This is a genomic window from Aminobacter aganoensis, from assembly GCF_014206975.1.
Taxonomy (GTDB): domain Bacteria; phylum Pseudomonadota; class Alphaproteobacteria; order Rhizobiales; family Rhizobiaceae; genus Aminobacter; species Aminobacter aganoensis.
Map to the genome: position 1 here is coordinate 765,327 of NZ_JACHOU010000001.1, position 21,445 is coordinate 786,771.

A 21,445-nucleotide genomic window follows, 5' to 3' on the forward strand; every position below is an offset into this window, starting at 1 on the left:
AACCTTGGCCGGCCGTTTTGGTAAACAAAACCAAAGGCTAAGAGCGGAGAATGCGTCGCATTTCTCACAATCTTGTCGCAATGCAGCACATTTTTCGCTTGTGTGTGACCGAAATGACCCTAGATTCCGGCCTGTGGCTTGCGCAGAGGAGGCTATGCATGGGACTGACTAGGTCAATCAATGCACTCATGATTTGCGCCGCGTTTGCTTTTATCGGCGCGCTCATCGTTGGAGTTCTTCCATAAAAGGCCGCTAGACGGCGGAAGACGATAGCACCTCTAAGGTGGACAGCTTCGAAAAGGCCGGGATGAATGTCCCGGCCTTTTTGGTTCTACAGCGCTGCCCATCCGCGGGCGCGCAAACTACTTTGCAGCTTCTTGGGCAGCCGCTCAGGCGGCCGCAGAGCCCTGCACCGCCGGCTGCGGCCGGATGCCGATCATGTGGCACACCGCCACCACGAGGTCGGCGCGGTTCATCGTGTAGAAATGGAAGTCGCTGACGCCGCGTTCGACGAGATCGAGCACCTGCTCGACCGCCACTGCCGCAGCCACCAGCGCATGCGTTTGCGGGTCCCGGTCCAGCCCCTCGAAACGCTCCGCCAGCCAGTACGGCACATGCGCCCCGCAGCGCGCCGAGAAATTCGCCACCTGCGCGAAGCTGTGGATCGGCAGCACGCCCGGCACGATCGGAATGTAGATGCCGGCCTTGCGGGCACGCTCGACATAGCGCTCGTAAAGGTCGTTGTCGAAGAAGAACTGGGTAACGGCCCGTGTCGCGCCCTTGTCGACCTTGCGCTTCAGCATGTCGAAATCGGTGGCGAAGTCGGGGCTTTCGGGGTGCTTTTCCGGATAGGCCGAGACCGAGATGTCAAAATCGCCCTGCGCCTTCAGCGCGCCGACCAGCTCGGCGCCGTTGGCATAGCCGCCCGGATGGGGCTGGTAGGCCGCACCGACGCCTTCCTTCGGGTCGCCGCGCAGCGCCACGAAACGCTTGACGCCCATGGCGGCAAACTCCGCGATCACCTGGTCGACCTCCTCGCGCGTGGCATCGACGCAGGTCATGTGCGCGGCCGGCGTCAACGTCGATTCCTGCAGGATGCGCTTCACGGTGCGCGCGGTGCGCTCACGCGTCGTGCCGCCGGCACCGTAGGTCACCGACACGAACTGCGGCTTCAACGGCTCGAGCCTGGTCACCGTGTCCCACAGCCGCGCCTCCATCTCGTCGTTCTTGGGCGGGAAGAACTCGAACGACACCCGGATCTTGTTGCCGATGTCGGAACGCCTGGACAGGGGGTATTGATTCATCAGGCGGTTTCCCTTGCGGCTTGAATGTCTGGAGTTGGTTCGGCGATCAGCTGGCGGCGGTCATGCGCCAGCCAAAGCTTGACGGTCAGGCTGGCCTTGGACGATCCGCGCGGCTCGAACTCCTGCGTATCGTCGAGCTCCAGCCCTGCCTCGGCCAGCCAGTCGGCAATTTGCCGGTCCGAGAATCCGAGGCGGGCATGCGCATGTTCTGAGCGCAGGAAATCGAGGCCGTGCGGCGCGAAATCGACGATCACCAGCCGCCCCGACGGGCGCAGCAGGCGTGCCGCCTCCTGGATGGCACGGGCCGGATCGTCGAGGAAATGCAGCACCTGGTGGACGGTGACGAGATCGAAGGCGTCGCGCTCGACCGGCGGCGAGAAGATGTCGCCCTGGCGTACCTGCGCATGCGCCACGCCCGCCTTGTCGAGATTGGCGCGTGCCACCGCCAGCATCTCGCGCGACATGTCGATGCCGACGCCGCGGCGATAGAGCGGCGCAAAGATTTCGAGCAGCCTGCCGGTGCCGGTGCCGAGGTCGAGCATCGACTGGAACGGCCGCTTGCCGACCAGCTTCAGCAGGGCGGCCTCGACGGCCCTGTCAGGCGCATGCAGTGTACGGATCTCGTCCCAGCTCGCGGCATTGGCGCTGAAATAATGAGCCGCCCTCTCCTGCCGCTTGCGCTTAACGTCGACGAGGCGCTCGAAGTCGCGCACCACCTGGCCGTCGCCCGTGTCGATGCCCGACACCAGACCCTGCACGAAGCCGCGCGCCTGGTCGGCGTCGGAGAGGCGGAAGAAGGCCCACGAGCCCTCTTGGTAGCGGTCGATCAGGCCTGCCTCGAGCAGCAGCTTGAGATGACGCGACACGCGCGGCTGCGACTGGCCGAGAATTTCGGTCAGGTCGGAAACCGTCAGGTCGCCGCGCGAAAGCAGCGTCAGGATGCGAAGGCGGCTGGATTCGGCGGCCGCCTTCAAGGTATCTACCATGGTGTCGAGCGTAACGTGCATCGGCTTTGGTTCTCGCCAAAAGACATAAACATATCTTTATGTGACGTAGCGAGTGATTGCAACGCCCAATGTCGCATGCGGGCAAGAAAATGGCGCGACGGTGGGAGGACGCCATGCAGATGTTCGAACAACGCGAGGGCGAAGTGGCGTTGTCGGTCGATCCTGCCGGCCAGCCGGGCGACGCCAGTCTCGTCTTCATCGGCCGCATCGCCTCGCCGTGGAAGCTGCGCGAGGAATGCCCCAAGAACATGGATGCCGCGCGCGAGCGTGGCGGCGGCGCAACCGTGACCGTCGACACGCTCTATCGGCCGGGCCTCGCCGGGCTGGCTGGCTTCAGCCACGTCGTCATCTTGAGCTGGTTCGAGAAGGCGCCGCGGAATCTGATTGTACAGAAACCGCGCCATGCATCTGACGCCAAAGGCGTTTTCGCCCTGCGCTCGCCTGCCCGGCCAAACCCGATAGGAATGCATGTCGCCCGCATCGTTGCGCTCGACGTCGATGCCGGCCGCATCGAGCTCGACGCCATCGACGCGCTCGACGACACGCCGGTCATCGACCTGAAGCCGTATTTCGCATCCGTCGATGCCTTCCCCGACGCTGCGCGTCCCGTCAAGGAAGGCCGTGCATGAATGCGCCGACCGGCCGCCGCCGCGCCGTTGCCAAGTCGCTGACAGCATTGCTGCCGCTGGCACCCTACGCCGACATCGAAGTCATCCGCGCCGACGCGCTGGCCGTGCACATGAAGACGCTTCCGCCGTCCATCGCCGTCTGGCTGGCGACCGTCGCCCATGTCCGCCACGCCCACAGCGACTACGAAAAGCTGCTGTCGGAGGGCTACGACCGCGATTCCGCCCGCTTCTTCGTCATCGACCAGATCAACGCCATCCTCACCCGCTGGCGCGCCACCCGCCTGCTCGATCCCGATGACGAGGATGTCTAGGGAGCAGAGTGCAATCAGCCCGTCGATGCGGCGGTGAACACCGCCAACTGGGCAGCGAATGCCCGCTTGAAAGCCGGCCGCGCCTCGCCGCGGGCAACGTAGGCGGCAAGGCTGGGATATTCCTCCAGCAACCCCGATCCGTTCAACCGGCGCAGCACCATCACCATCATCAGATCGCCGGCGCTGAATGCATCGTCAAGCCAGCCGGCATCGCCAAGGCGAACGGAAAGCTCGCCCAACCGGCCACGGATACGATCCTCGACGATCGGCATGCGCTGCGCGAACCACGGCTCGTCGCGTTCCACGAGCCGCGCGATTTCCCGATCGACGATCGGCGGCTCCAGCGTGCTCAGCGCGGCAAACATCCATGTGATCGCGCGAGCCCGGGCGTTGGCATCGTCCGGCAACAGACCCGCATGACGTTCGGCGACGTGCAAGACGATCGCCCCCGATTCGAACAGCACGAGATCGCCCTCCTCATAAGTCGGGATCTGCCCGAAAGGATGAAGCGCGCGATGCGCGGGCTTCTTCAATTCAGGGAACGACACGAGGCGAACGTCGTAGGACTGGCCGACTTCTTCGAGCGCCCAGCGAACACGCATGTCGCGCGCCTGTCCCCTGCCACGGTCGGGCGACCGCTCGAAGGCCGTGATGGTGGGGGTCATTTGAAGCCTCCGATTGCCGCGATCGTTTTCATGGTCAGGTATCCACTTCTCGCACTCTTCAGCCAAAGGACGAACGACAGGTGCGACTTCCGACAACTTGCTTGTTTTGTTCAGCCATCCCGGTCCGGACGCGACCCGCGCCGCCCCATTGCTCGCGCGCACCATCTCTGCTTTCCTCCACGGCCATCGCAGCTTGAGAGGAGCAGGCGCATGACGGAAAGCATCGAGCCCTACCGCCATCATCACAAGGACGGCAGCCTGTGGATCGTTGGTCAAACGCGCGACGGCCAGGCCGACGGCTACTGGGAATGGTTCCGCAAGGACGGCACGAAACTGCGCTCCGGCCATTTTTCCAAAGGCGTCCAGGTCGGAGAATGGACGACCTACGACAAGACGGGAAAGGTCTACAAGGTCACCACCATCAAGAAGACTGCGGCCTATGCGGCTGGCCCCCTCACGGATGCCAGCCTCCCTCGCTGACGGGCTACGCCCTGTAGATCCACTGCTCCGGCACGCGCACCGACACCTCTTCGCCGGCGAAGATCGCGCCGGGCTTTTCCACCCAGCCCACCAGCCCGCGCAGGCGCTTGGCCGCCTTGGGGAACATCAGCGAGCCGGCATCGTGGTCGGCCATGCCCGCATGCTCGGCGATCGAGCGCCCGGCGATGCGGCACGGCGCGTTCTGCCCGTCGATCTTGATCGTCACGCCGCCCTTGAAGAACAGCATGGTGCCCGACGGCAGCATCGACAGCATCGGCACGCCGTCGAGCAGGAGATTGGCGCCGATCCACTCCGGCTTGATCTCGCTGAGCCCCATGCGCCCGGCGACGATGGCGAGTTCGTCCGGCGCCACGATCGACAGCTGGCGCTCGTTGCGCATCTCGGTGCCGCGCGGATACCACGGCTCGCGCCCGCCTGAGCGGCGGGTGTGGCCGGCATGAAAATCGCCGTCGATGCCTTCGAAGCCGAGCGGCAGCGCCTCCACGGCGCGCGTGACGAAGTGATCCGATGGCGCGGTATAAATGCCGGCGACCCGCGCGGCGAGCTTCCTGCCGGGCAGGATTTCAGGTTCGCCTTCCCTGCGCAGTGTCGGATCGAGCATCGTTCGCCTCTCAATGTGAGGCGGCACCATGCCGATCGGGCAACAGAAAATCCAGACAAAAAGCCTGATCTGGGGATCACCCGGGCTGATGCGTCAGTGCATCCGCACCAGCGCGCCGCCGATCGAATAACCGGCACCGAAGGCGCAGATCAGTCCGTGCTCGCCCGGCTTCATGTCCTCGTGGTTTTCCTTGAGCGCGATGATGGCGCCTGCCGCCGCCGTATTGCCCAGCCGTTCCAGCACCATCGGGGCGGTGTCCTGGTTGGCCTCGTGGCCCAGCGCCAGCTTCAGGATCATCGCATTCATCCGCGCATTGGCCTGGTGCAGCCAGTAGCGCCTGACATCGGAGGGCGTCATGCCGTGGTCGGCAAGGAAGACGGTGATGAAGCGGTGCGCCGCATGCGTCACCTCCTTGAACACCTTGTTGCCGACCTGCTTGATCATGTTGCCCTCCATCGTAACGACGGAAGTGTGTTCCTGGCCGGCGCGCAGCAGGAAGCCGAAATTGGTGCGGATGTTGTTGGAGAACTGCGTCCAGTTGCGCGTGTCGAGAATTTCGAACCGCCCCGGCCGCGTCTCCTTCGGCCCGAGCGCCTCGACCACCATCGCCACCGACGCGTCGCCGAAGATGAAATGTGTCTGCCGGTCGCGGAAATTGAGATGCCCGGTAATGATCTCCGGCGTCACGATCAGCACCCGCTTCTGGCCGCCCGCGCGTACCAGGTTATAGGCGACATGCAGCGCCGCTGCCGACGACGAGCAGCCGAGGCTCATGTCGAAGGCCGCGCCCTCGATGCCGAGTTCCTTCTGGATCTCGATGGAGATCGCCGGATAGGGCCGCTGCTGGTGCGATGCCGCACAGATGACCATGTCGATGTCCGCGCCGGTCAACCCGGCATGGTCGAGCGCCTTTCGCGCCGAGGCGACGCCGAACTCGGCTTCGACCGACAGCGCATCGTCGGCCCGCGGCGCGATGCGCGGCGCCATACGCTCGGGGTCGAGAATGCCGTCGAGCGTATGCACATGGCGGTTTTTCACCCCTGAGGCATAGACGATGAAGTCGCTGTCCGACTTCTTGATCGGCTCTTCGCCCACCGACAAGCGCCTGGCGTTCTCGATGTCGGCCCAGGCGTTGAAGCTCTCGACCAGTTCGTCGTTGCTGATCGATGCATCAGGAATTTCAACGCCGATGCCGCTGATGATGACGCGATGCATGAAAACCGTCCGATGCCTGAAATCCGTCGCGAAACCTGCCCCGCCGCAGATTCGCCGAAGCCCAGTCTACGCCAGCAGGAGCGCTTCGAATACGCCTGCAGGACATTCGATCCCGAAACGAATTACGCCCCGCTTTGAGCGGGGCGTAATGAAAGTCCAGGAGATCAGCGCGTCAGGCGCTTGTGGCTCATCCGGTGCGGGGCGGCGGCCTCCGCGCCGAGGCGGCGGATCTTGTCCTTCTCATACTCTTCGAAGTTGCCCTCGAACCACTCGACATGCGCGTCGCCTTCATAGGCGAGCATGTGGGTGGCCATGCGGTCGAGGAACATACGATCGTGCGAGATGATGACGGCGCAGCCGGCATAGGCTTCGAGCGCGTCTTCGAGCGCGCCGAGCGTTTCGGTGTCGAGATCGTTGGTCGGTTCGTCGAGCAGCAGCACGTTGCCGCCGTTCTTCAGCATCTTGGCGAGGTGGACGCGGTTGCGCTGGCCACCCGACAGATTGCCGACCTTCTGCTGCTGGTCGCCGCCGCGGAAGTTGAACGACGAGCAATAGGCGCGGCTGTTCACTTCGTGCTTGCCGAGCTTGATGACTTCAGCACCGCCGGAAATCTCTTCCCACACGGTCTTGGTCGGGTCGAGCGCGTCGCGGCTCTGGTCGACATAGCCGAGCTTGACGGTCTCGCCGACACGGATCGAGCCGCTGTCGGGCGTTTCCTGGCCGGTGATCATCTTGAACAGCGTGGTCTTGCCGGCGCCGTTCGGGCCGATGACGCCGACGATGCCGCCGGGCGGCAGCTTGAAGTTCAGGTCCTCGATCAGCAGCTCGTCGCCGTAGCCCTTGTTCACGCCCTCGACCTCGATCACCACATTGCCGAGCCGCTCGCCGGCCGGAATGACGATCTGGGTGTCGGTCGGCTTGCGGTTCTGCGACTGCTCGACCAGTTCTTCATAGGCCTTGATACGGGCCTTCGACTTGGTCTGACGCGCCTTGGGCGAGGACGCGATCCACTCACGCTCGCGCCAGATTGCCTTCTGGCGCGAATCGTCCTCGCGGCCTTCCTGGATCAGGCGCTTGGCCTTGGCGTCGAGATATTTGGTGTAGTTGCCCTCGTAGGGAATGCCGCGGCCGCGATCGAGCTCGAGGATCCAGCCGGTGACGTTGTCGAGGAAGTAGCGATCGTGGGTGATGATCAGCACCGAACCTGGATAGTCGCGCAGGTGCTTTTCCAGCCACGCCGTCGTCTCGGCGTCGAGATGGTTGGTCGGTTCGTCGAGCAGCAGCAGGTCGGGCTGCTCGAGCAGCAGGCGGCACAGCGCGATGCGGCGGCGCTCGCCACCCGACAGCTGGGTCACCTCGGAATCGGCGGGCGGGCACTGCAGCGCGTCCATCGCCATCTCGACCTGCTGTTCCAGGTCCCAGAGGTTGAGGCGGTCCATCTCGTCCTGCAGACGCGCGCCTTCGTCGGCGGTCTCGTCCGAGTAGTTCATCATCAGCTCGTTGTAGCGCTCGATGATGGCGGTCTTTTTGGCGACGCCGTCCATGACGTTCTCGAACACGGTCTTGGCCGGGTCGAGATGCGGCTCCTGCGCCAGGTAGCCGACGGTCGCACCGTCGGCCAGCCAGGCCTCGCCCGACCATTCTTTGTCGAGGCCGGCCATGATCTTGAGCACGGTCGACTTGCCGGCGCCGTTGGGGCCCAAGATGCCGATCTTGGCGTCCGGGTAGAACGACAGGTTGAGATTATCCAGCACCTTCTTGGTGCCGTAGGACTTGGTCAGTCCCGACATGTGATAGATGAACTGGCGTGCCACGCGCGCGTATCCTGCTTCAGGTGAACGGAGATTTGCGCGCTATGTAGGCCATCCCACCCCAAACGGCAAATGCTTTCGGGGTGCCGTATCGGCCCGCCAACACGGTGCTCCTGACGCGACTGCAGGCGCAAAGCAAAATTTAACCATATTTGTCCATCCTTTCTCCATCGTTCTGTCGAGTTGGGGACATTCCGGAAATCACGCACTGCGGTCGCTCGCCGGCCGTACGACGTTTGCGGGACGACTGGTCTGCTACGCGTTAGTGAGTAAAACCGTTTATTTTCGGCCTCTTGGCCGTCTTTTGCGTCCATTGCTGATCGCTTCCCTCGGCACCGCCTTTGCGGGCGTGGCCGCGTGGTCGATGGCCGGCATGGTGGCGATGGGCAACACCCGCGCTTTCGATGCGACCCATTTCGCGCCCAAGCCGCAGGTCCACGTGGTCAAGGTCGCCAAGGCGTGGCCCACGGCCTATGTCAGCACCGACAAGGCGTCGCGACTGGTCGCCGCCGCCAAGCCCCGGATCACGGCCAAGGATGACAGGCCGGTCGCCACGGCCAGCCTGGCCGGCAGCCTGGGCAAATCCGCCCGCCATGCCGGCATCGCCCCCCCATCCGGCCATGCCGCCCGCTTCGACACCATCGCAAGGCAGGCCGATCTCAGCTCGAAGACGCTCGCCAGCCTGTTCGCCTCGGTCGACAAGGCCGCGCCAGAACGCATCGCCGCAACAGCGCCCAGCCAGGACGTGCCGCTGCCCGCCTCGACGACGCAGCACCCGACGATGCTCGCTTATGCCGATCCTTCGCCGGGAGGCGCCGCCGACACCGCGCTCTCCACGCTGCTGACCGGTCCTTCCGAGGACCTCGCCGCGGCACAGGCCGAAGCGGAAGCCGCCCTGCCCGACTATGCCGAGACCCCGTCCGCGGCCCCCCGGCCGGAGCTGCGCCCGCAAGCCAGGCCCGCCGAGGCGGACGCCGGCGAGCCCGAGGCGGATGCTCCGGAAGTCGCCGGCAAGCGCGAAACGAAGAAGCCTGAGAAGCTCGCCTATGCCCGCCCGGAGGTCCCGGAAGACAAGCCAGGCAGCACCCTTGGCCAGTCGCTGCGCAACATGTTCGGCGGCAAGACCAGGGCCGGCAATGGCGTCGCCGTCTACGACATCAGCGCTGCCAAGGTCTACATGCCCGACGGCAGCGTGCTCGAGGCGCATTCCGGCATCGGCAACATGGCCGACAACCCGCGCTACGTGCACGTCAAGATGAACGGCCCGACCCCGCCCCACACCTATAACCTCAGGATGCGCGAAAGCCGCTTCCACGGAGTCGAGGCGATCCGCATGCTGCCCGTCGACGGCAAGAACAAATATGGCCGCGACGGCTTCCTGACCCACAGCTACCTGCTGCGCGGCGGCCGCGAGGAGTCGCATGGCTGCGTCGCCTTCGCCGACTACAAGCGTTTCCTCACCGCCTTCAAGCAGGGCAAGGTCAAGCAGATGATCGTCGTGCCGAGCGGCGGACGCGAAAGCTTCCGCCTCGCATCTAACGGCAAGAGCATCTGACGGACGGCCCGCAATCGCCGGCTGGCCACAGCCGCCGGCGGCTGCCGATAGACATCGTCTCCGCGCCATTCCATAACCGGCGCCATGCTCAGCGAAACGAAGCTCCTTCGGATTTCCATCGCCGTGACCTTCGTCGTCGCGCTGTTCGGCATTGCCTTCGGCGTCTTGAGCGGTTCGTCCTCGATCGCCTTCGATGGCGCCTATTCCCTCGCCGACGCGACCATGACCATCCTGGCGTTGATCGTCGCGCGGCTCATCACCAGCAATGCCAACCACAATCGCCGGCTGCACAAGCGCTTTTCGCTCGGCTTCTGGCACCTTGAGCCCATCGTCCTGGGCATGAACGGCATCGTCTTGATGAGCGTGTCGATCTACGCCCTGATCAACGCCATCGCCAGCCTCTTGGCCGGCGGCCGCCAGCTCGAATTCGACTTCGCCATCGTCTATGCGGCGGTGACGCTCGCCGCCTGCCTGACCATGGCGTTCATCGGCAACCGCGCCAACCGGACCATCCAGTCCGACTTCGTCACCCTCGACGTCACCGCGTGGATGATGTCCGGCGGCATCACCGCGGCCCTGCTGGTTGCCTTCATCGGCGGCAGCCTGGTCGAAGGCACCGAGCTTGCCTGGATCGCGCCCTATGTCGACCCCGCCGTGCTGGCGCTCGTCTGCCTGATCATCATCCCGATGCCCGTCGGCACCGTCCGCCAGGCCTTCTCCGACATCCTCCTGATCACGCCGGAAGCCCTCAAGACACATGTCGACGAAGTCGCCCGTGCCACCGTGGCCAGGCACGGCTTCGTGTCCTACCGCGCCTATGTCGCCAAGGTCGGCCGCCTGATGCAGATCGAACTCTATTTCATCGTGCCGCCCGGCCTGCCCGCGAAAACCATCGAGGCATGGGACCGCCTGCGCGACGAGATCGGCGACGCCCTTGGCGATGAAGGTCCCGACCGCTGGCTGACCATCGCCTTCACCGCCGACAGGGAATGGGCCGAATAGCCGCCCGTCCTACGCCTTGATGCGCCAGCCGGTCCTGAAGATCCACCAGACCGCGATCAGGCAGGCCGCGAGGAATGCAAGCGTCATGCCGAGGCTGATGCCGACATTGACGTCGGACACGCCGAAGAAGCTCCAGCGGAAGCCGCTCACCAGATAGACCACCGGGTTGAACAGCGACACGGTGCGCCACAGCGGCGGCAGCATGTCGATGGAGTAGAAGCTGCCGCCAAGGAAGGTCAGCGGGGTCACGATCAGCATCGGCACAAGCTGCAATTGCTCGAAATTACCGGCCCAGATGCCGATGATGAAGCCGAACAGGCTGAAGGTGACGGCCGTCAGCACCAGGAACAGCAGCATCCAGCCGGGATGCTGGATTTGCAGCGGCACGAACAGCGAGGCGGTCGCCAGGATGATCAGCCCGAGGATGATCGACTTCGACGCCGCCGCCCCGACATAGGAGATGACGATCTCCAGATAGGACACCGGCGCCGACAGCAGTTCGTAGATGGTGCCGACGAATTTCGGGAAATAGATGCCGAACGAGGCGTTGGAGATGCTTTGCGTCAGAAGCGACAGCATGATTAGCCCCGGCACGATGAAGGCGCCGTAGCTGATGCCGTTGATCTCGCTGATGCGCGAGCCGATGGCCGCGCCGAAGACGACGAAATAGAGCGAGGTCGAAATGACCGGCGAAACGATGCTCTGCAGCAGAGTGCGCCAGGTGCGCGCCATTTCGAACAGGTAGATTGCGCGGATAGCGTGATAATTCATCGCCGTTCACTCACCAGGTTGACGAAGATCTCCTCCAGCGAACTCTGCTTGGTCTGCAGGTCCTTGAAGCGGATTCCGGCGTCGTTGAGATCCTTGAGCAGCGCGGTGATGCCCGTCCGCTCGCCTTGGGTGTCATAGGTGTAGACGAGCTCGTTGCCGTCGTCGGACAGCTCCAGCCCGTGGCTCGAAAGCTCCGCCGGCACCTGCTCCAGCCTCTGCTGCAGCTGCAGCGTCAGCTGCTTGCGGCCGAGCTTGTGCATCAGCTCCGCCTTGTCCTCGATCAGGATGATCTCGCCATGGCTGATCACGCCGACTCGGTCGGCCATCTGCTCGGCCTCCTCGATGTAGTGCGTGGTCAGGATGATGGTGACGCCGGTTTCGCGCAGCGAACGCACCACCTCCCACATGTCGCGCCTCAGTTCGACGTCGACGCCGGCGGTCGGCTCGTCGAGGAACAGTATCTGCGGTTCGTGCGACAGCGCCTTGGCGATCATCACGCGCCGCTTCATGCCGCCCGACAGCGTCATGATCTTGCTGTCCTTCTTCTCCCACAGCGAAAGGTCTTTCAGGATCTTCTCGATATGGGCCGGATTGGCAGGCTTGCCGAACAGGCCGCGGCTGAAGCTGACCGTCGCCCACACGGTTTCGAAGGCATCGGTGGTCAGTTCCTGCGGCACCAGCCCGATGCGCGAACGCGCGTCGCGGTAGTCGCGAACGATGTCGTGCCCGTCCGCCAGCACCGTGCCTTCGGTCGGGTTGACGATGCCGCAGATGATGCTGATCAGCGTCGTCTTTCCGGCGCCATTCGGCCCGAGCAGGGCGAAGATCTCGCCACGGCTGATGTCGAGATTGATGTTCTTCAGCGCCGAAAAGCCCGACGCATATGTCTTGGAAAGATTGGAAACGGAAATAATCGGCTGCATGGCGATCATCGCTTGAGATGTGAATGAAAATGGAAGCAAAAACCGGCTGGGGGCACGCCGGCGCTGGGGTTAGCGGAATATATGGGCTGATGTCGAGCGAACAAGTGCCCTGCCGCCGCCTCCTGACATTGTCGTGTTGATCCGCTGCCGCCGCCCTTGACGCGCAAGGCTTGCACCCTCAACAGTCCGGGTCGAGGGAAGACAACAATGCCGTTCGACAGCCGCATTCCGCTCGCATCGCCCACGGGTGCCCATATCAACCTGTTTGTCCGCCGCGCCGAGGTCCCTGCCCGGGCGGTGGTGCAGGTCAACCACGGGCTGGCCGAGCATGCCGCGCGCTATGGCCGCTTCGCCGACTTCCTCGCCGGCCACGGCTGCCACGTCTACGCCCATGACCATCGCGGCCATGGCGCGACCTCGGCGCCCGATGCGCCCACCGGGCGTTTTGCGGCCAGGGACGGCGTCGATCGCGTCCTTGCCGACGTCGGCGCCGTGCACGACTTCATCGCCGTCCAGCATCCCGGCCTGCCGGTGGTGGTCTTCGGCCACTCCATGGGTGGGCTGATCGCACTCAACTTCGTGCTGCGCCATTCTGAACAGGTCGCAGCCGCAGCCATCTGGAACGCCAATTTCTCCGCCGGCCTCCTCGGCCGGCTGGCACAGGCGATCCTCGCCTTCGAGCGCTTCCGGCTGGGTTCCGACGTGCCCTCGCGCATCCTGCCCCGGCTGACCTTCGGAGATTGGGCGAAGAAGATCCCCGGCCGCCGCACCGATTTCGACTGGCTGTCACGCGACGCGGCAGAGGTCGATGCCTACATCGCCGACCCGCTCTGCGGCTGGAATGCCTCGGTGTCGATGTGGACCGACATTTTCGAGCTGGTCTTTGCCGGTGCCGACGACCGCAACTTTGCAAGCGTGCGCAAGGACCTGCCGTTCAACCTCGCCGGCGGTGCCCACGATCCGGCAACCGATGGCGGCAAGGCGACCGAGGCGCTTGCTTCCCGCCTGCGCCGGATGGGTTTTTCGAATCTCGTTTCAACGGTTTACGCCGAAACCCGCCACGAAAGCCTGAACGAGCTGAACCGCGATGCCATCATGGCCGATTTCGCCGGCTGGCTCGACCTTACATTTCCGCGGTGAACATGGGTGCTGGCCCATCGCAACGTGGTGGCGGCACACCGGGACTCCTGATAGATCGTGGCGCGACCGAAATGATCTCTGGTGCCCCATGAGCCATCCGCCCCTTCACGGCGTCCGCGTCATCGAACTCGCCCGCATCCTCGCTGGCCCCTGGGCCGGACAGTTGCTCGCCGATCTCGGCGCCGATGTCATCAAGGTGGAAAACCCCGATGGCGGCGACGACACCCGCAAATGGGGGCCCCCCTTCGTCACCGGCCACGACGGCGAGAACCTGTCGGCCGCCTATTATCACTCCTGCAACCGTGGCAAACGCTCGATCGCGCTCGACTTCTCGACGCCGGAAGGCGCGGAGATCGTGCGCAAGCTGGTGTCGGACGCCGACGTTCTGATCGAGAACTTCAAGCTCGGCGGCCTCAAGAAATACGGCCTCGACTACGACAGCCTGAAGAAGATCAATCCGAAGCTGGTCTACTGCTCGATCACCGGCTTTGGCCAGTCGGGCCCTTACGCCCCACGCGCCGGCTACGATTTCATCGTCCAGGGCATGTCCGGCCTGATGTCGATCACCGGCCCTGCCGGCGGCGAGCCGCAGAAGGTCGGCGTCGCCGTCACCGACATCTTCACCGGCCTCTATTCGGTCATCGCCATCCAGGCGGCACTGCGCCACGCCGAAGCCACCGGCCAGGGCCAGCATGTCGACATGGCACTGTTCGACGCCCAGATGTCGGTGCTCGCCAACCAGAACCTCAACTACCTGGTCTCGGGCAATTCGCCGGTGCAGATGGGCAACGCCCATCCCAACATCTCGCCCTACGAGGTGCTGCCGGTGCGCGACGGCCACTTCATCCTCGCTGTCGGCAATGACGGCCAGTTCCAGAAATTCTGCGCCATCGTCGGCCTCGACGACCTCGCCGCCGACCCGCTCTTCGCCACCAATTCGGCGCGCGTCGCCAACCGTGTCGAACTGCGCGAAAAGATCGTCGCCGCACTCGCCGCCTTCGACCGCGAAACCTTGCTCGCCCGGCTCGAGGCATCAGGCGTGCCGGCAAGCCCCATCAACAACATCGGCCAGGCCTTCGCCGACCCGCAGGCGATCGCCCGCGGCATGCGCATGGATCTCGACGACGGCCACGGCAACAAGCTGCCCTCGGTGCGCGCGCCAATGGTCATGTCCGAGACCCCTCTTTCTTATGTCAGACCTTCACCGCGGCTGGGGGAACACACCGCGGAAATCCTTGCCGAACTGGAGAAGAAACAAAAATGAAGACCGGCGGACAACTGATCGTCGACGCGCTCGAGGCCAATGGCGTCGACCGCATGTATTGCGTGCCGGGCGAATCCTACCTGGCCGTGCTCGACGCCCTGCATGATTCCAAGATCCGCAGCATCGTCTGCCGCCAGGAGGGGGGTGCCGCGATGATGGCCGACTGCCACGGCCGCCTCACCGGCAAGCCCGGCATCTGCTTCGTCACCCGCGGCCCCGGCGCCACCAACGCGTCGGCCGGCGTGCACATCGCCATGCAGGATTCCATCCCGATGATCCTGTTCATCGGCCAGGTGGCCAGCCACGCCAAGGAGCGCGAGGCCTTCCAGGAGGTCAACTATCGCCGCTTCTTCGGCGACATCGCCAAGTGGGTGGTCGAGATCGACGATGCCGCGCGCATCCCCGAGCTGCTCACCCGCGCCTTTTCCGTCGCCACTTCCGGCCGCCCCGGCCCCGTCGTCATCTCGCTGCCCGAGGACATGCTGACCAGCGTCGTCGAGGCCCCGGTCGCCCTGCCCGCCGTGGCCGTCGAAACCCGCCCCGGCGAAGAGGAACTGGTCAAGCTGGAAGCGTTGCTCAACGGCGCCAAAAACCCCTTCGTCATCCTCGGTGGCACGCGCTGGAACGCCGAAGCCGTCGAGCGCATGAAGAAGATTTCCGAGGCCTGGTCGCTGCCGGTCGGCGTTTCCTTCCGCCGCCAGATGCTGTTCGACCACCTGCATGAAAACTACGCCGGCGACGTCGGCATCGGCGTCAACCCCAAGATCGCCAAGGCGATCAAGGACGCCGACGTGGTCCTGCTTGTCGGCGGCCGCTTCGGCGAGATGCCGTCCTCGGACTACACGCTGATCAAGAGCCCCTATCCCGACCAGAAGCTCGTCCACGTCCATGCCGACGCCGACGAACTCGGCCGCGTCTACCGCCCGACCATCGCCATCAACGCGTCACCGGCGGCCTTCGTCGAGGCCTTTGCCAAGCGCAAGCCGGCGGCAAAGCCGGCATGGAGCGAAAACACCAGGGCGCTGCACGCCGCCTATCTCGAATGGTCGACCCCGCCGCTCGCCGGCCCGGGTGCCGTCCAGATGGGCCCGATCATGAACTGGCTGGAAAAGGTCCTGCCCGAGGACGCCATCCTCACCAACGGCGCCGGCAACTACGCCACCTGGGTCCACCGCTTCCACCGCTTCCGTCGCTTTGCCACCCAGGGCGCGCCGACGTCGGGCTCGATGGGCTACGGCACGCCGGCGGCGGTCGCCGCCAAGGGCCTGTTTCCCGAGCGCGAGGTCGTGGCTTTCGCCGGCGACGGCTGCTTCATGATGAACGGCCAGGAGTTCGCCACCGCCGTGCAATACGGCCTGCCGATCATCGTCATCGTCGTCAACAACGGCATCTACGGCACCATCCGCATGCACCAGGAGCGCGAATATCCCGGCCGCGTCGAGGCGACCGACCTCAGGAACCCCGATTTCGCCGCCCTCGCCCGTGCCTATGGCGGCCATGGCGAGACGGTGCGCGAGACCGACGAGTTCGCCCCCGCCTTCGAGCGCGCGCGTGCCAGCGGCAAGCCGACGATCATCGAGATCAAGCTCGATCCCGAGGCCATCACGCCGACCCGCACGCTGAGCGACATCAGGGACAAGCGCTGATCCCCGCCCCCTGGGACAAGCGGGACTTGCCCCAGGGAAAGCGCGAGCGTCGTGGCAAATGCGCGGCTTTGGTGATATTGAGGCCGCGCATTCCACCATCCAATCTAACATGTCCCAGGCAAGCTGATGATTTCAATCGTCATTCCGTGCAAGAACGAAGCCGAGAACCTGCCGATCCTGGTCGGCGAGGTCCACGACGCCATGGCCGGCCGCGACTATGAGGTCATCGTCGTCGATGACGGCTCGACCGATCGCACGGCCGACGTTCTCGCCGAACTGGCGCGCAGCGCCGGCCGCCTGCGCCATGTCAGGCACGACCGCTCGGCCGGCCAGAGTGCCGCCGTCCGCTCCGGCGTCTTCGCGGCGCGCGGTAGCATCGTCGTCACCATGGATGGCGACGGCCAGAACGACCCCGCCTACCTGCCCAGGCTTGCCGACGCGCTGATCGCCGCCGGCCCCTCCGTTGGCATCGCCGCCGGCCAACGCCTCAAGCGCACCGACACCAAACTCAAGCAACTGTCCTCGCGCTTCGCCAACGGCCTGCGCGAGATGATCCTGCGCGACGGCACGCGCGATTCCGGCTGCGGCCTCAAGGCGCTGCACACCGATCTGTTCCGCCAGTTGCCGTTCTTCGACGGTTGGCACCGCTACCTGCCCGCGCTTTCGCTGCGCGAAGGCCGCGGCGTCGTCCATGTCGATGTCGTCGACCGCTCGCGCCGCCACGGCAAATCCAACTACGGCATCCTCGATCGCGGTCTGCGCGGCGTCCTCGACCTTTTCGGTGTCTGGTGGCTGCGCCGCCGCCGCAAGGTCGTGCCATCGGTCACGGAGCTTGGCCAATGAACCTGATTTCCGAACTCGGCACCTGGCTGCACGATGTCTTCGTCGCCCAGTTCGACGGCTGGATCCTGCTCGGTTTCCTTGCCCAGGGCATGTTCACCATGCGCTTCGTGGTGCAGTGGCTCGCTTCCGAGCGCGCCAAGCGCTCGGTCGTTCCCGTCGCCTTCTGGTTCTTCTCGCTCGGCGGCGGCGCCCTGCTCTTGATCTATGCCATCCAGCGCCAGGATCCGGTGTTCATTGCCGGACAGGGCCTCGGCCTGTTCATCTATATCCGCAACCTCTGGCTGATCGCCAATGAGCGGCGCGCCGCCATGGCCGACACCGAGTAGCCCGGGCATGCTGGAAACCGGAATCAACAACGCAGAGACCCAGCACAAGTCTTTGTCTCTACTCACCTATCTCCTGCTTGCGGCACTCTGCCTGTTTGCCTTTGCGCCCGGCATTTCCACCCTGCCGCCGACCGACCGCGACGAGTCGCGCTTCGTCCAGGCCACCAAGCAGATGGTCGAGAGCGGCGACTATGTCGACATCCGCTTCCAGGACGTGCCGCGCTACAAGAAGCCCGCCGGCATCTATTGGCTGCAGTCGGCCGCGGTCCTGGTCAGCGGAAAGGGCAGCGACGCCCCGATCTGGGTCTACCGCCTGGTCTCGGTACTGGCCGGCACCTTCTCCGTCCTTGCGCTCGCCTTCATCGGCGACCGCATGTTCGGCCGCACGGCCGGCGTCATTGCCGGCCTCGGCCTCATGGGCATCCTGATGCTCGGCGTCGAGGCGCGCATCGCCAAGACCGACGCGACATTGCTCGCCACGGCCCTGCTCGCACAGGGTGCGCTGGCCGCTGTCTATCTCGGCCACAAGGCCGGCCGGCCGCAGGGCAAGGCCAACTGGCTGTTCTGGATCGCCCACGGCCTTGCCCTGTTGATCAAGGGTCCGGTCATCCCGTTCCTGAGCCTGCTCACGGTCGCCGCCATCGCCATTCTCGACCGCGACCGCTCCTGGCTGCGCAAGCTCCGGCCCTTCACCGGCCTCCTTGTGATGCTGCTCGTCGCCGCGCCCTGGCTGATCCTGATCACCATCAAGACCGGCACCGAATTCTGGCAGGAATCGGTCGGCAAGGACCTGTTGAGCAAGGTTGGCTCCGGCCAGGAATCGCACGGCTTTCCGCCCGGCTACTACTTCCTGACCTATTCCGTGTTCATGTGGCCCTTCGCGCTCGTCGCGCTCGAAGGCGGTCTCAAGGCGCTCAAGCGCTTCCGTGACGACCCGCGCCTGCTGTTCTGCCTTGCCTGGTACCTGCCCTACTGGATCGCCATCGAGCTAATCCCCACCAAGCTGCCGCACTATGTGCTGCCGGCCTATCCCGCGCTGATCCTGCTCATGGCCTGGTCGCTGACCGACCCGTCCGCCGCAGGCATCGAGCTGTCGCGCTGGCAGCTCTGGATCCGCCGCGCCTGCGCCTTTGGCGTCTTCGGCATCAGTGCCGGCCTTGCCGCCATCGCACTCGGCATCACGCCCTACTTCCTCGGCCAGTTCTCCTGGTGGGGCCAATTGGCCGGGCTGCTGGTCCTGGTTGCCGCCACGCTCGGCGCCGGCATGCCGAGCGACATGTCGCCGCTCAAGCGCACCGGCATTGCCGCCGCCGCCGCAGCCGCGGCCTTCGGCGTGCTGACCCTGAAGGTGCTGCCGCCGCTCAAGCCGTTATGGCTCAGCCAGCAGATTGCCGCGCAGTTCGAGAAGCTGAAACCCTGCACCACCTCGGTGCTCGCTTCGGCCGGCTACAGCGAACCGAGCCTGGTCTTCCTCGCGGGCACCTCCACTGAACTCACCAATGGCAAGGGCGCCGCGGCAGCCCTGGCGGCAGATCCGGCATGTGCCATTGCAGTCGTTTCGGCAGCCGAGAGCGAGGCCTTCCTCGCCGCAGTGCCGGGCGGCGCAGCAGCACTCAAGGAGCGCGGCCGTATCGAGGGCATGAACTATTCCAAGGGCGAGCCGCGCACGCTGACCTTCTACACGGTGGCAAACTAGCGTCTGAACGGCGGTCGGGCCTTGCGCCCGAGCCGCTTGGAACTGTCGCCATGGTGGGGGTCGCGAGACCAGGTCGCGTTCCAGACAGTGCGCGACTTGATGCGACCGCCGTCCTCCCCTGGTTCCATGTCACCAACTAGGTATTCGCGCATGGACGGGATTGGGCATGAACAGGACAGCAGCAACCCTGATTGGCTTTGTCGCCATCCTGACCTGGTCGTTCCTTGCCTTGCTTTCGACCGCGGCGGGAGCCATTCCGCCGTTCCAGCTTGCCGCCATGACATTCGCCCTGGGCGGCCTTGTCGGCGCCTCAAGCTGGATCGCGCGCCCCCAGGCAATCAGGTCGTTGCGACAGCCATGGCAGGTGTGGGCGTTGGGCACGGCCGGACTGTGCATCTATCACTGCGCCTACTTTTTCGCGATCCAGTCGGCCCCACCCGTCGAGGTCAGCCTGATCGCCTATCTATGGCCGCTGCTGATTGTCGTGTTCGCCGCCTTCCTTCCCGGTGAAAAGCTGAAAACGCACCACGTGATCGGCGTCATCCTTGGACTTGCGGGCGCTATTGTCGTCATCACCAAGGGTGGCAGCGTCGGACTTGCCGACGGGATCAGGCCAGGGCATGTCATCGCGCTGTCCTGCGCGTTCATCTGGTCCGGATACTCGGTCCTGTCCCGTCGCTTCGGCCAGGTCCCGACGGACGTGGTCGCCGGCTACTGCCTCATCACCTCGGCGGTTGCGTTCGCGCTTCATCTGGCGCTTGAGACCACCATCTGGCCCGAGGCGGCAACACAGTGGGCCGCCATCGTCATCCTGGGCACCATACCGCTCGGAGCCGGTTTTTATGCCTGGGATTACGGCTGCAAGCACGGCGAGATCATGGTCCTGGGCGCCCTGTCATACGCGGCGCCACTTTTTTCGGTGATCGTGCTCTTGCTGGCGGGCTTCGGCGCGTTCCATTGGTCGGTCGCGCTCGCCTGCATCCTGATCACGGCAGGCGCAGCGATCGCCGCCAAGGACATGTTGCTCAGGCGGCAATCAAGGCTGCCTTCGGCCGGAACGACGGCCACCTGAGGCGCTCCCCCGGGCGGTCGTTGCTGAGATCAGCGCTCATTCCCCATTGTCGCGGCACGCCTTGGGGAGCCCTGGCGGCCACTCCTCCCCCCGCAGTGAGCGGGGAGAGGTCGTTGGCATCTCCCGCGGCAACGCTATGCGCCGGCGGAAGACCTTACTTGATCGCCTTGTCGGTGATCGTGGACGTCCAGGCGCCCGAGGGCTCCTTGGTGATGATCTTCTGCGCCAGGAGCGCTTCTGCCGTACGCTTGTAGGCCGCCTCGATCAGCTTGCCGTCGGCATTGTCGATCAGCTTGGCCACCTCGCCCATCATGCGCTTCTGGTGGTTTTCGTCCTGGCCACCATTATCGACGACGATGCCGGCTGCCTCGTCGGGATTGTCGACGGCATACTTCCAGCCCTTCATCGAGGCGCGCACGAACCGCACCATCTTGTCTTCGAAGGCCGGGTCCTTGAGCTTGTCTTCCATCGCATAGAGGCCGTCCTCGAGCAGGTCATTGCCCATGGCGGTGTAGTTGAAGACGGTCAGCTCGTCCGGCTTGAAGCCGGCGTCGATCAGCTGCCAGTACTCGTTGTAGGTCATGACCGAGATGCAGTCGGCCTGCTTCTGGATCAGCGGCTGCACGTCGAAGCTCTGCTTCAGCACGGTCACGCCATCGGCACCACCTTCGGTCGACAGGCCGAGCTTGTTCATCCAGGCGAAGAACGGATATTCATTGCCGAAGAACCAGACGCCCAGCGTCTTGCCCTTGAAGTCGGCTTCGGTCTTGACCGGCCCGTCCTTCGGGCAGACCAGTTCCATGCCGGCCTTCTTGTAGGGCTGTGCGATGTTGACGAGGCCGACGCCCTTCTCACGGGCTGCCAGCGCACCGCCCATCCAGTCGACGATGACGTCGGCGCCGCCGCCGGCGATCACCTGCTCCGGCGCGATGTCGGGGCCGCCCGGCTTGATGTCGACGTCCAGGTTCTCCTCGCCGTAGAAGCCCTTCTCCTTGGCGACGTAGTAGCCGGCAAACTGCGACTGCGTCACCCACTTGAGCTGCAGCGTCACCTTGTCGGCGGCAAGTGCCGCCTGTGCGGCGGCCAGCGACATCGCTCCCGCCATCAACGATATCATCAGTCTTTTCATCTTCTTTTTCCCTCTGAAGTTGGACCGCGGCCCC

At 64.8% G+C, this 21,445-nt stretch carries 21 protein-coding genes; 12 read left to right on the top strand and 9 right to left on the bottom strand.

Annotated features, from left to right (window positions below):
• Positions 1-389: 389 nt before the first annotated feature.
• Together metF and GGR00_RS03780 are read right to left on the bottom strand one after the other, a co-directional pair.
• Positions 390-1,304: a methylenetetrahydrofolate reductase [NAD(P)H] gene (gene metF, locus GGR00_RS03775; protein ID WP_184697961.1), complete on the bottom strand. Its 915-nt coding sequence runs from the start codon at positions 1,302-1,304 to the stop codon at positions 390-392.
• Positions 1,304-2,311: an ArsR/SmtB family transcription factor gene (locus GGR00_RS03780; RefSeq protein ID WP_184697964.1), complete on the bottom strand. Its 1,008-nt coding sequence runs from the start codon at positions 2,309-2,311 to the stop codon at positions 1,304-1,306. Before GGR00_RS03780 ends, metF begins: the two co-directional genes overlap by 1 nt.
• 119 nt (positions 2,312-2,430) lie before the next feature.
• On the opposite strand from GGR00_RS03780, the gene tsaA reads away from it, so the two are divergent.
• A complete protein-coding gene (tsaA, locus tag GGR00_RS03785) occupies positions 2,431-2,940 on the top strand; it encodes a tRNA (N6-threonylcarbamoyladenosine(37)-N6)-methyltransferase TrmO (RefSeq protein ID WP_184698098.1) in 510 nt (169 codons plus the stop codon).
• Positions 2,937-3,251, top strand: coding sequence for a DUF2293 domain-containing protein (locus tag GGR00_RS03790; protein WP_184697966.1), 315 nt, complete (start codon positions 2,937-2,939; stop codon positions 3,249-3,251). The genes tsaA and GGR00_RS03790 overlap by 4 nt, the downstream gene beginning before the upstream one ends.
• Before the next feature lie 14 nt (positions 3,252-3,265).
• Here the strand turns inward: GGR00_RS03790 and GGR00_RS03795 are convergent, their stop codons facing one another.
• Positions 3,266-3,916 carry a glutathione S-transferase family protein gene (locus tag GGR00_RS03795; RefSeq protein WP_184697969.1) on the bottom strand — a complete coding sequence of 217 codons (651 nt, stop codon included), beginning with the start codon at positions 3,914-3,916 and terminating at the stop codon, positions 3,266-3,268.
• Between the two features lie 210 nt (positions 3,917-4,126).
• Between GGR00_RS03795 and GGR00_RS03800 the strand changes: the two genes are divergently transcribed.
• The gene (locus tag GGR00_RS03800) at positions 4,127-4,396 is read left to right on the top strand and encodes a toxin-antitoxin system YwqK family antitoxin (RefSeq protein ID WP_184697972.1); all 270 of its coding nucleotides are present in this window, start codon (positions 4,127-4,129) and stop codon (positions 4,394-4,396) included.
• A 4-nt stretch (positions 4,397-4,400) separates the two neighbouring features.
• Here GGR00_RS03800 and GGR00_RS03805 read toward each other — a convergent pair whose 3' ends face one another.
• The 3 genes from GGR00_RS03805 to ettA form a co-directional block, all read right to left on the bottom strand.
• On the bottom strand, positions 4,401-5,018 hold the full coding sequence (locus GGR00_RS03805; protein ID WP_184697976.1) for an MOSC domain-containing protein: 618 nt from the start codon (positions 5,016-5,018) through the stop codon (positions 4,401-4,403).
• A 93-nt stretch (positions 5,019-5,111) separates the two neighbouring features.
• Positions 5,112-6,233 (bottom strand): beta-ketoacyl-ACP synthase III, encoded by a 1,122-nt coding sequence (locus GGR00_RS03810; protein WP_184697979.1) that lies wholly within the window; start codon positions 6,231-6,233, stop codon positions 5,112-5,114.
• Positions 6,234-6,397: 164 nt separating this feature from the next.
• Entirely contained in the window at positions 6,398-8,047 is a 1,650-nt protein-coding gene (gene ettA, locus GGR00_RS03815) for an energy-dependent translational throttle protein EttA (protein ID WP_055969806.1), read from the bottom strand.
• 310 nt (positions 8,048-8,357) lie between these two features.
• Here ettA and GGR00_RS03820 point away from each other — a divergent pair, with 310 nt between their 5' ends.
• Both GGR00_RS03820 and GGR00_RS03825 read left to right on the top strand, forming a co-directional pair.
• On the top strand, positions 8,358-9,599 hold the full coding sequence (locus tag GGR00_RS03820; RefSeq protein WP_246441262.1) for a tlde1 domain-containing protein: 1,242 nt from the start codon (positions 8,358-8,360) through the stop codon (positions 9,597-9,599).
• An 84-nt stretch (positions 9,600-9,683) separates the two neighbouring features.
• A complete protein-coding gene (locus tag GGR00_RS03825) occupies positions 9,684-10,601 on the top strand; it encodes a cation diffusion facilitator family transporter (RefSeq protein WP_184697982.1) in 918 nt (305 codons plus the stop codon).
• 9 nt (positions 10,602-10,610) lie between these two features.
• On the opposite strand, the gene GGR00_RS03830 is transcribed toward GGR00_RS03825, so the two are convergent.
• Together GGR00_RS03830 and GGR00_RS03835 are read right to left on the bottom strand one after the other, a co-directional pair.
• A complete protein-coding gene (locus tag GGR00_RS03830; protein WP_055969815.1) occupies positions 10,611-11,372 on the bottom strand; it encodes an ABC transporter permease in 762 nt (253 codons plus the stop codon).
• The gene (locus tag GGR00_RS03835) at positions 11,369-12,295 is read right to left on the bottom strand and encodes an ABC transporter ATP-binding protein (protein WP_055970611.1); all 927 of its coding nucleotides are present in this window, start codon (positions 12,293-12,295) and stop codon (positions 11,369-11,371) included. Before GGR00_RS03835 ends, GGR00_RS03830 begins: the two co-directional genes overlap by 4 nt.
• A 207-nt stretch (positions 12,296-12,502) precedes the next feature.
• Between GGR00_RS03835 and GGR00_RS03840 the strand changes: the two genes are divergently transcribed.
• The 7 genes from GGR00_RS03840 (at position 12,503) to yddG (ending at position 20,282) form a co-directional block, all read left to right on the top strand.
• Complete coding sequence (locus tag GGR00_RS03840; RefSeq protein WP_184697984.1) at positions 12,503-13,435, top strand: alpha/beta fold hydrolase; 933 nt, start codon at positions 12,503-12,505, stop codon at positions 13,433-13,435.
• Between the two features lie 88 nt (positions 13,436-13,523).
• Positions 13,524-14,699 carry a CaiB/BaiF CoA transferase family protein gene (locus GGR00_RS03845; RefSeq protein ID WP_184697986.1) on the top strand — a complete coding sequence of 392 codons (1,176 nt, stop codon included), beginning with the start codon at positions 13,524-13,526 and terminating at the stop codon, positions 14,697-14,699.
• The gene (locus GGR00_RS03850) at positions 14,696-16,345 is read left to right on the top strand and encodes a thiamine pyrophosphate-binding protein (protein WP_184697989.1); all 1,650 of its coding nucleotides are present in this window, start codon (positions 14,696-14,698) and stop codon (positions 16,343-16,345) included. Before GGR00_RS03845 ends, GGR00_RS03850 begins: the two co-directional genes overlap by 4 nt.
• Before the next feature lie 126 nt (positions 16,346-16,471).
• Positions 16,472-17,188, top strand: coding sequence for a glycosyltransferase family 2 protein (locus tag GGR00_RS03855; RefSeq protein ID WP_055969827.1), 717 nt, complete (start codon positions 16,472-16,474; stop codon positions 17,186-17,188).
• On the top strand, positions 17,185-17,514 hold the full coding sequence (locus GGR00_RS03860; protein ID WP_184697992.1) for a lipid-A-disaccharide synthase N-terminal domain-containing protein: 330 nt from the start codon (positions 17,185-17,187) through the stop codon (positions 17,512-17,514). Before GGR00_RS03855 ends, GGR00_RS03860 begins: the two co-directional genes overlap by 4 nt.
• Before the next feature lie 7 nt (positions 17,515-17,521).
• Entirely contained in the window at positions 17,522-19,210 is a 1,689-nt protein-coding gene (locus GGR00_RS03865; protein ID WP_184697995.1) for an ArnT family glycosyltransferase, read from the top strand.
• 166 nt (positions 19,211-19,376) lie between these two features.
• Complete coding sequence (gene yddG, locus GGR00_RS03870; protein ID WP_184697998.1) at positions 19,377-20,282, top strand: aromatic amino acid exporter YddG; 906 nt, start codon at positions 19,377-19,379, stop codon at positions 20,280-20,282.
• 154 nt (positions 20,283-20,436) lie between these two features.
• On the opposite strand, the gene GGR00_RS03875 is transcribed toward yddG, so the two are convergent.
• On the bottom strand, positions 20,437-21,411 hold the full coding sequence (locus GGR00_RS03875) for an ABC transporter substrate-binding protein (protein WP_184698001.1): 975 nt from the start codon (positions 21,409-21,411) through the stop codon (positions 20,437-20,439).
• Positions 21,412-21,445: the final 34 nt, after the last annotated feature.

What these genes read in the sequence shown, in the direction of transcription:
- GGR00_RS03830 (WP_055969815.1), bottom strand. Translation starts at nt 11,372, where the DNA reads ATGAATTATCACGCTATCCGCGCAATCTACCTGTTCGAAATGGCGCGC.
- GGR00_RS03810 (WP_184697979.1), bottom strand. Translation starts at nt 6,233, where the DNA reads ATGCATCGCGTCATCATCAGCGGCATCGGCGTTGAAATTCCTGATGCA.
- GGR00_RS03860 (WP_184697992.1), top strand. Translation starts at nt 17,185, where the DNA reads ATGAACCTGATTTCCGAACTCGGCACCTGGCTGCACGATGTCTTCGTC.
- GGR00_RS03865 (WP_184697995.1), top strand. Translation starts at nt 17,522, where the DNA reads ATGCTGGAAACCGGAATCAACAACGCAGAGACCCAGCACAAGTCTTTG.
- tsaA (WP_184698098.1), top strand. Translation starts at nt 2,431, where the DNA reads ATGTTCGAACAACGCGAGGGCGAAGTGGCGTTGTCGGTCGATCCTGCC.
- GGR00_RS03795 (WP_184697969.1), bottom strand. Translation starts at nt 3,916, where the DNA reads ATGACCCCCACCATCACGGCCTTCGAGCGGTCGCCCGACCGTGGCAGG.
- GGR00_RS03875 (WP_184698001.1), bottom strand. Translation starts at nt 21,411, where the DNA reads ATGAAAAGACTGATGATATCGTTGATGGCGGGAGCGATGTCGCTGGCC.
- GGR00_RS03800 (WP_184697972.1), top strand. Translation starts at nt 4,127, where the DNA reads ATGACGGAAAGCATCGAGCCCTACCGCCATCATCACAAGGACGGCAGC.
- GGR00_RS03840 (WP_184697984.1), top strand. Translation starts at nt 12,503, where the DNA reads ATGCCGTTCGACAGCCGCATTCCGCTCGCATCGCCCACGGGTGCCCAT.
- GGR00_RS03790 (WP_184697966.1), top strand. Translation starts at nt 2,937, where the DNA reads ATGAATGCGCCGACCGGCCGCCGCCGCGCCGTTGCCAAGTCGCTGACA.
- yddG (WP_184697998.1), top strand. Translation starts at nt 19,377, where the DNA reads ATGAACAGGACAGCAGCAACCCTGATTGGCTTTGTCGCCATCCTGACC.
- GGR00_RS03780 (WP_184697964.1), bottom strand. Translation starts at nt 2,311, where the DNA reads ATGCACGTTACGCTCGACACCATGGTAGATACCTTGAAGGCGGCCGCC.
- GGR00_RS03825 (WP_184697982.1), top strand. Translation starts at nt 9,684, where the DNA reads ATGCTCAGCGAAACGAAGCTCCTTCGGATTTCCATCGCCGTGACCTTC.
- metF (WP_184697961.1), bottom strand. Translation starts at nt 1,304, where the DNA reads ATGAATCAATACCCCCTGTCCAGGCGTTCCGACATCGGCAACAAGATC.
- GGR00_RS03835 (WP_055970611.1), bottom strand. Translation starts at nt 12,295, where the DNA reads ATGCAGCCGATTATTTCCGTTTCCAATCTTTCCAAGACATATGCGTCG.
- GGR00_RS03855 (WP_055969827.1), top strand. Translation starts at nt 16,472, where the DNA reads ATGATTTCAATCGTCATTCCGTGCAAGAACGAAGCCGAGAACCTGCCG.
- GGR00_RS03845 (WP_184697986.1), top strand. Translation starts at nt 13,524, where the DNA reads ATGAGCCATCCGCCCCTTCACGGCGTCCGCGTCATCGAACTCGCCCGC.
- GGR00_RS03805 (WP_184697976.1), bottom strand. Translation starts at nt 5,018, where the DNA reads ATGCTCGATCCGACACTGCGCAGGGAAGGCGAACCTGAAATCCTGCCC.
- GGR00_RS03850 (WP_184697989.1), top strand. Translation starts at nt 14,696, where the DNA reads ATGAAGACCGGCGGACAACTGATCGTCGACGCGCTCGAGGCCAATGGC.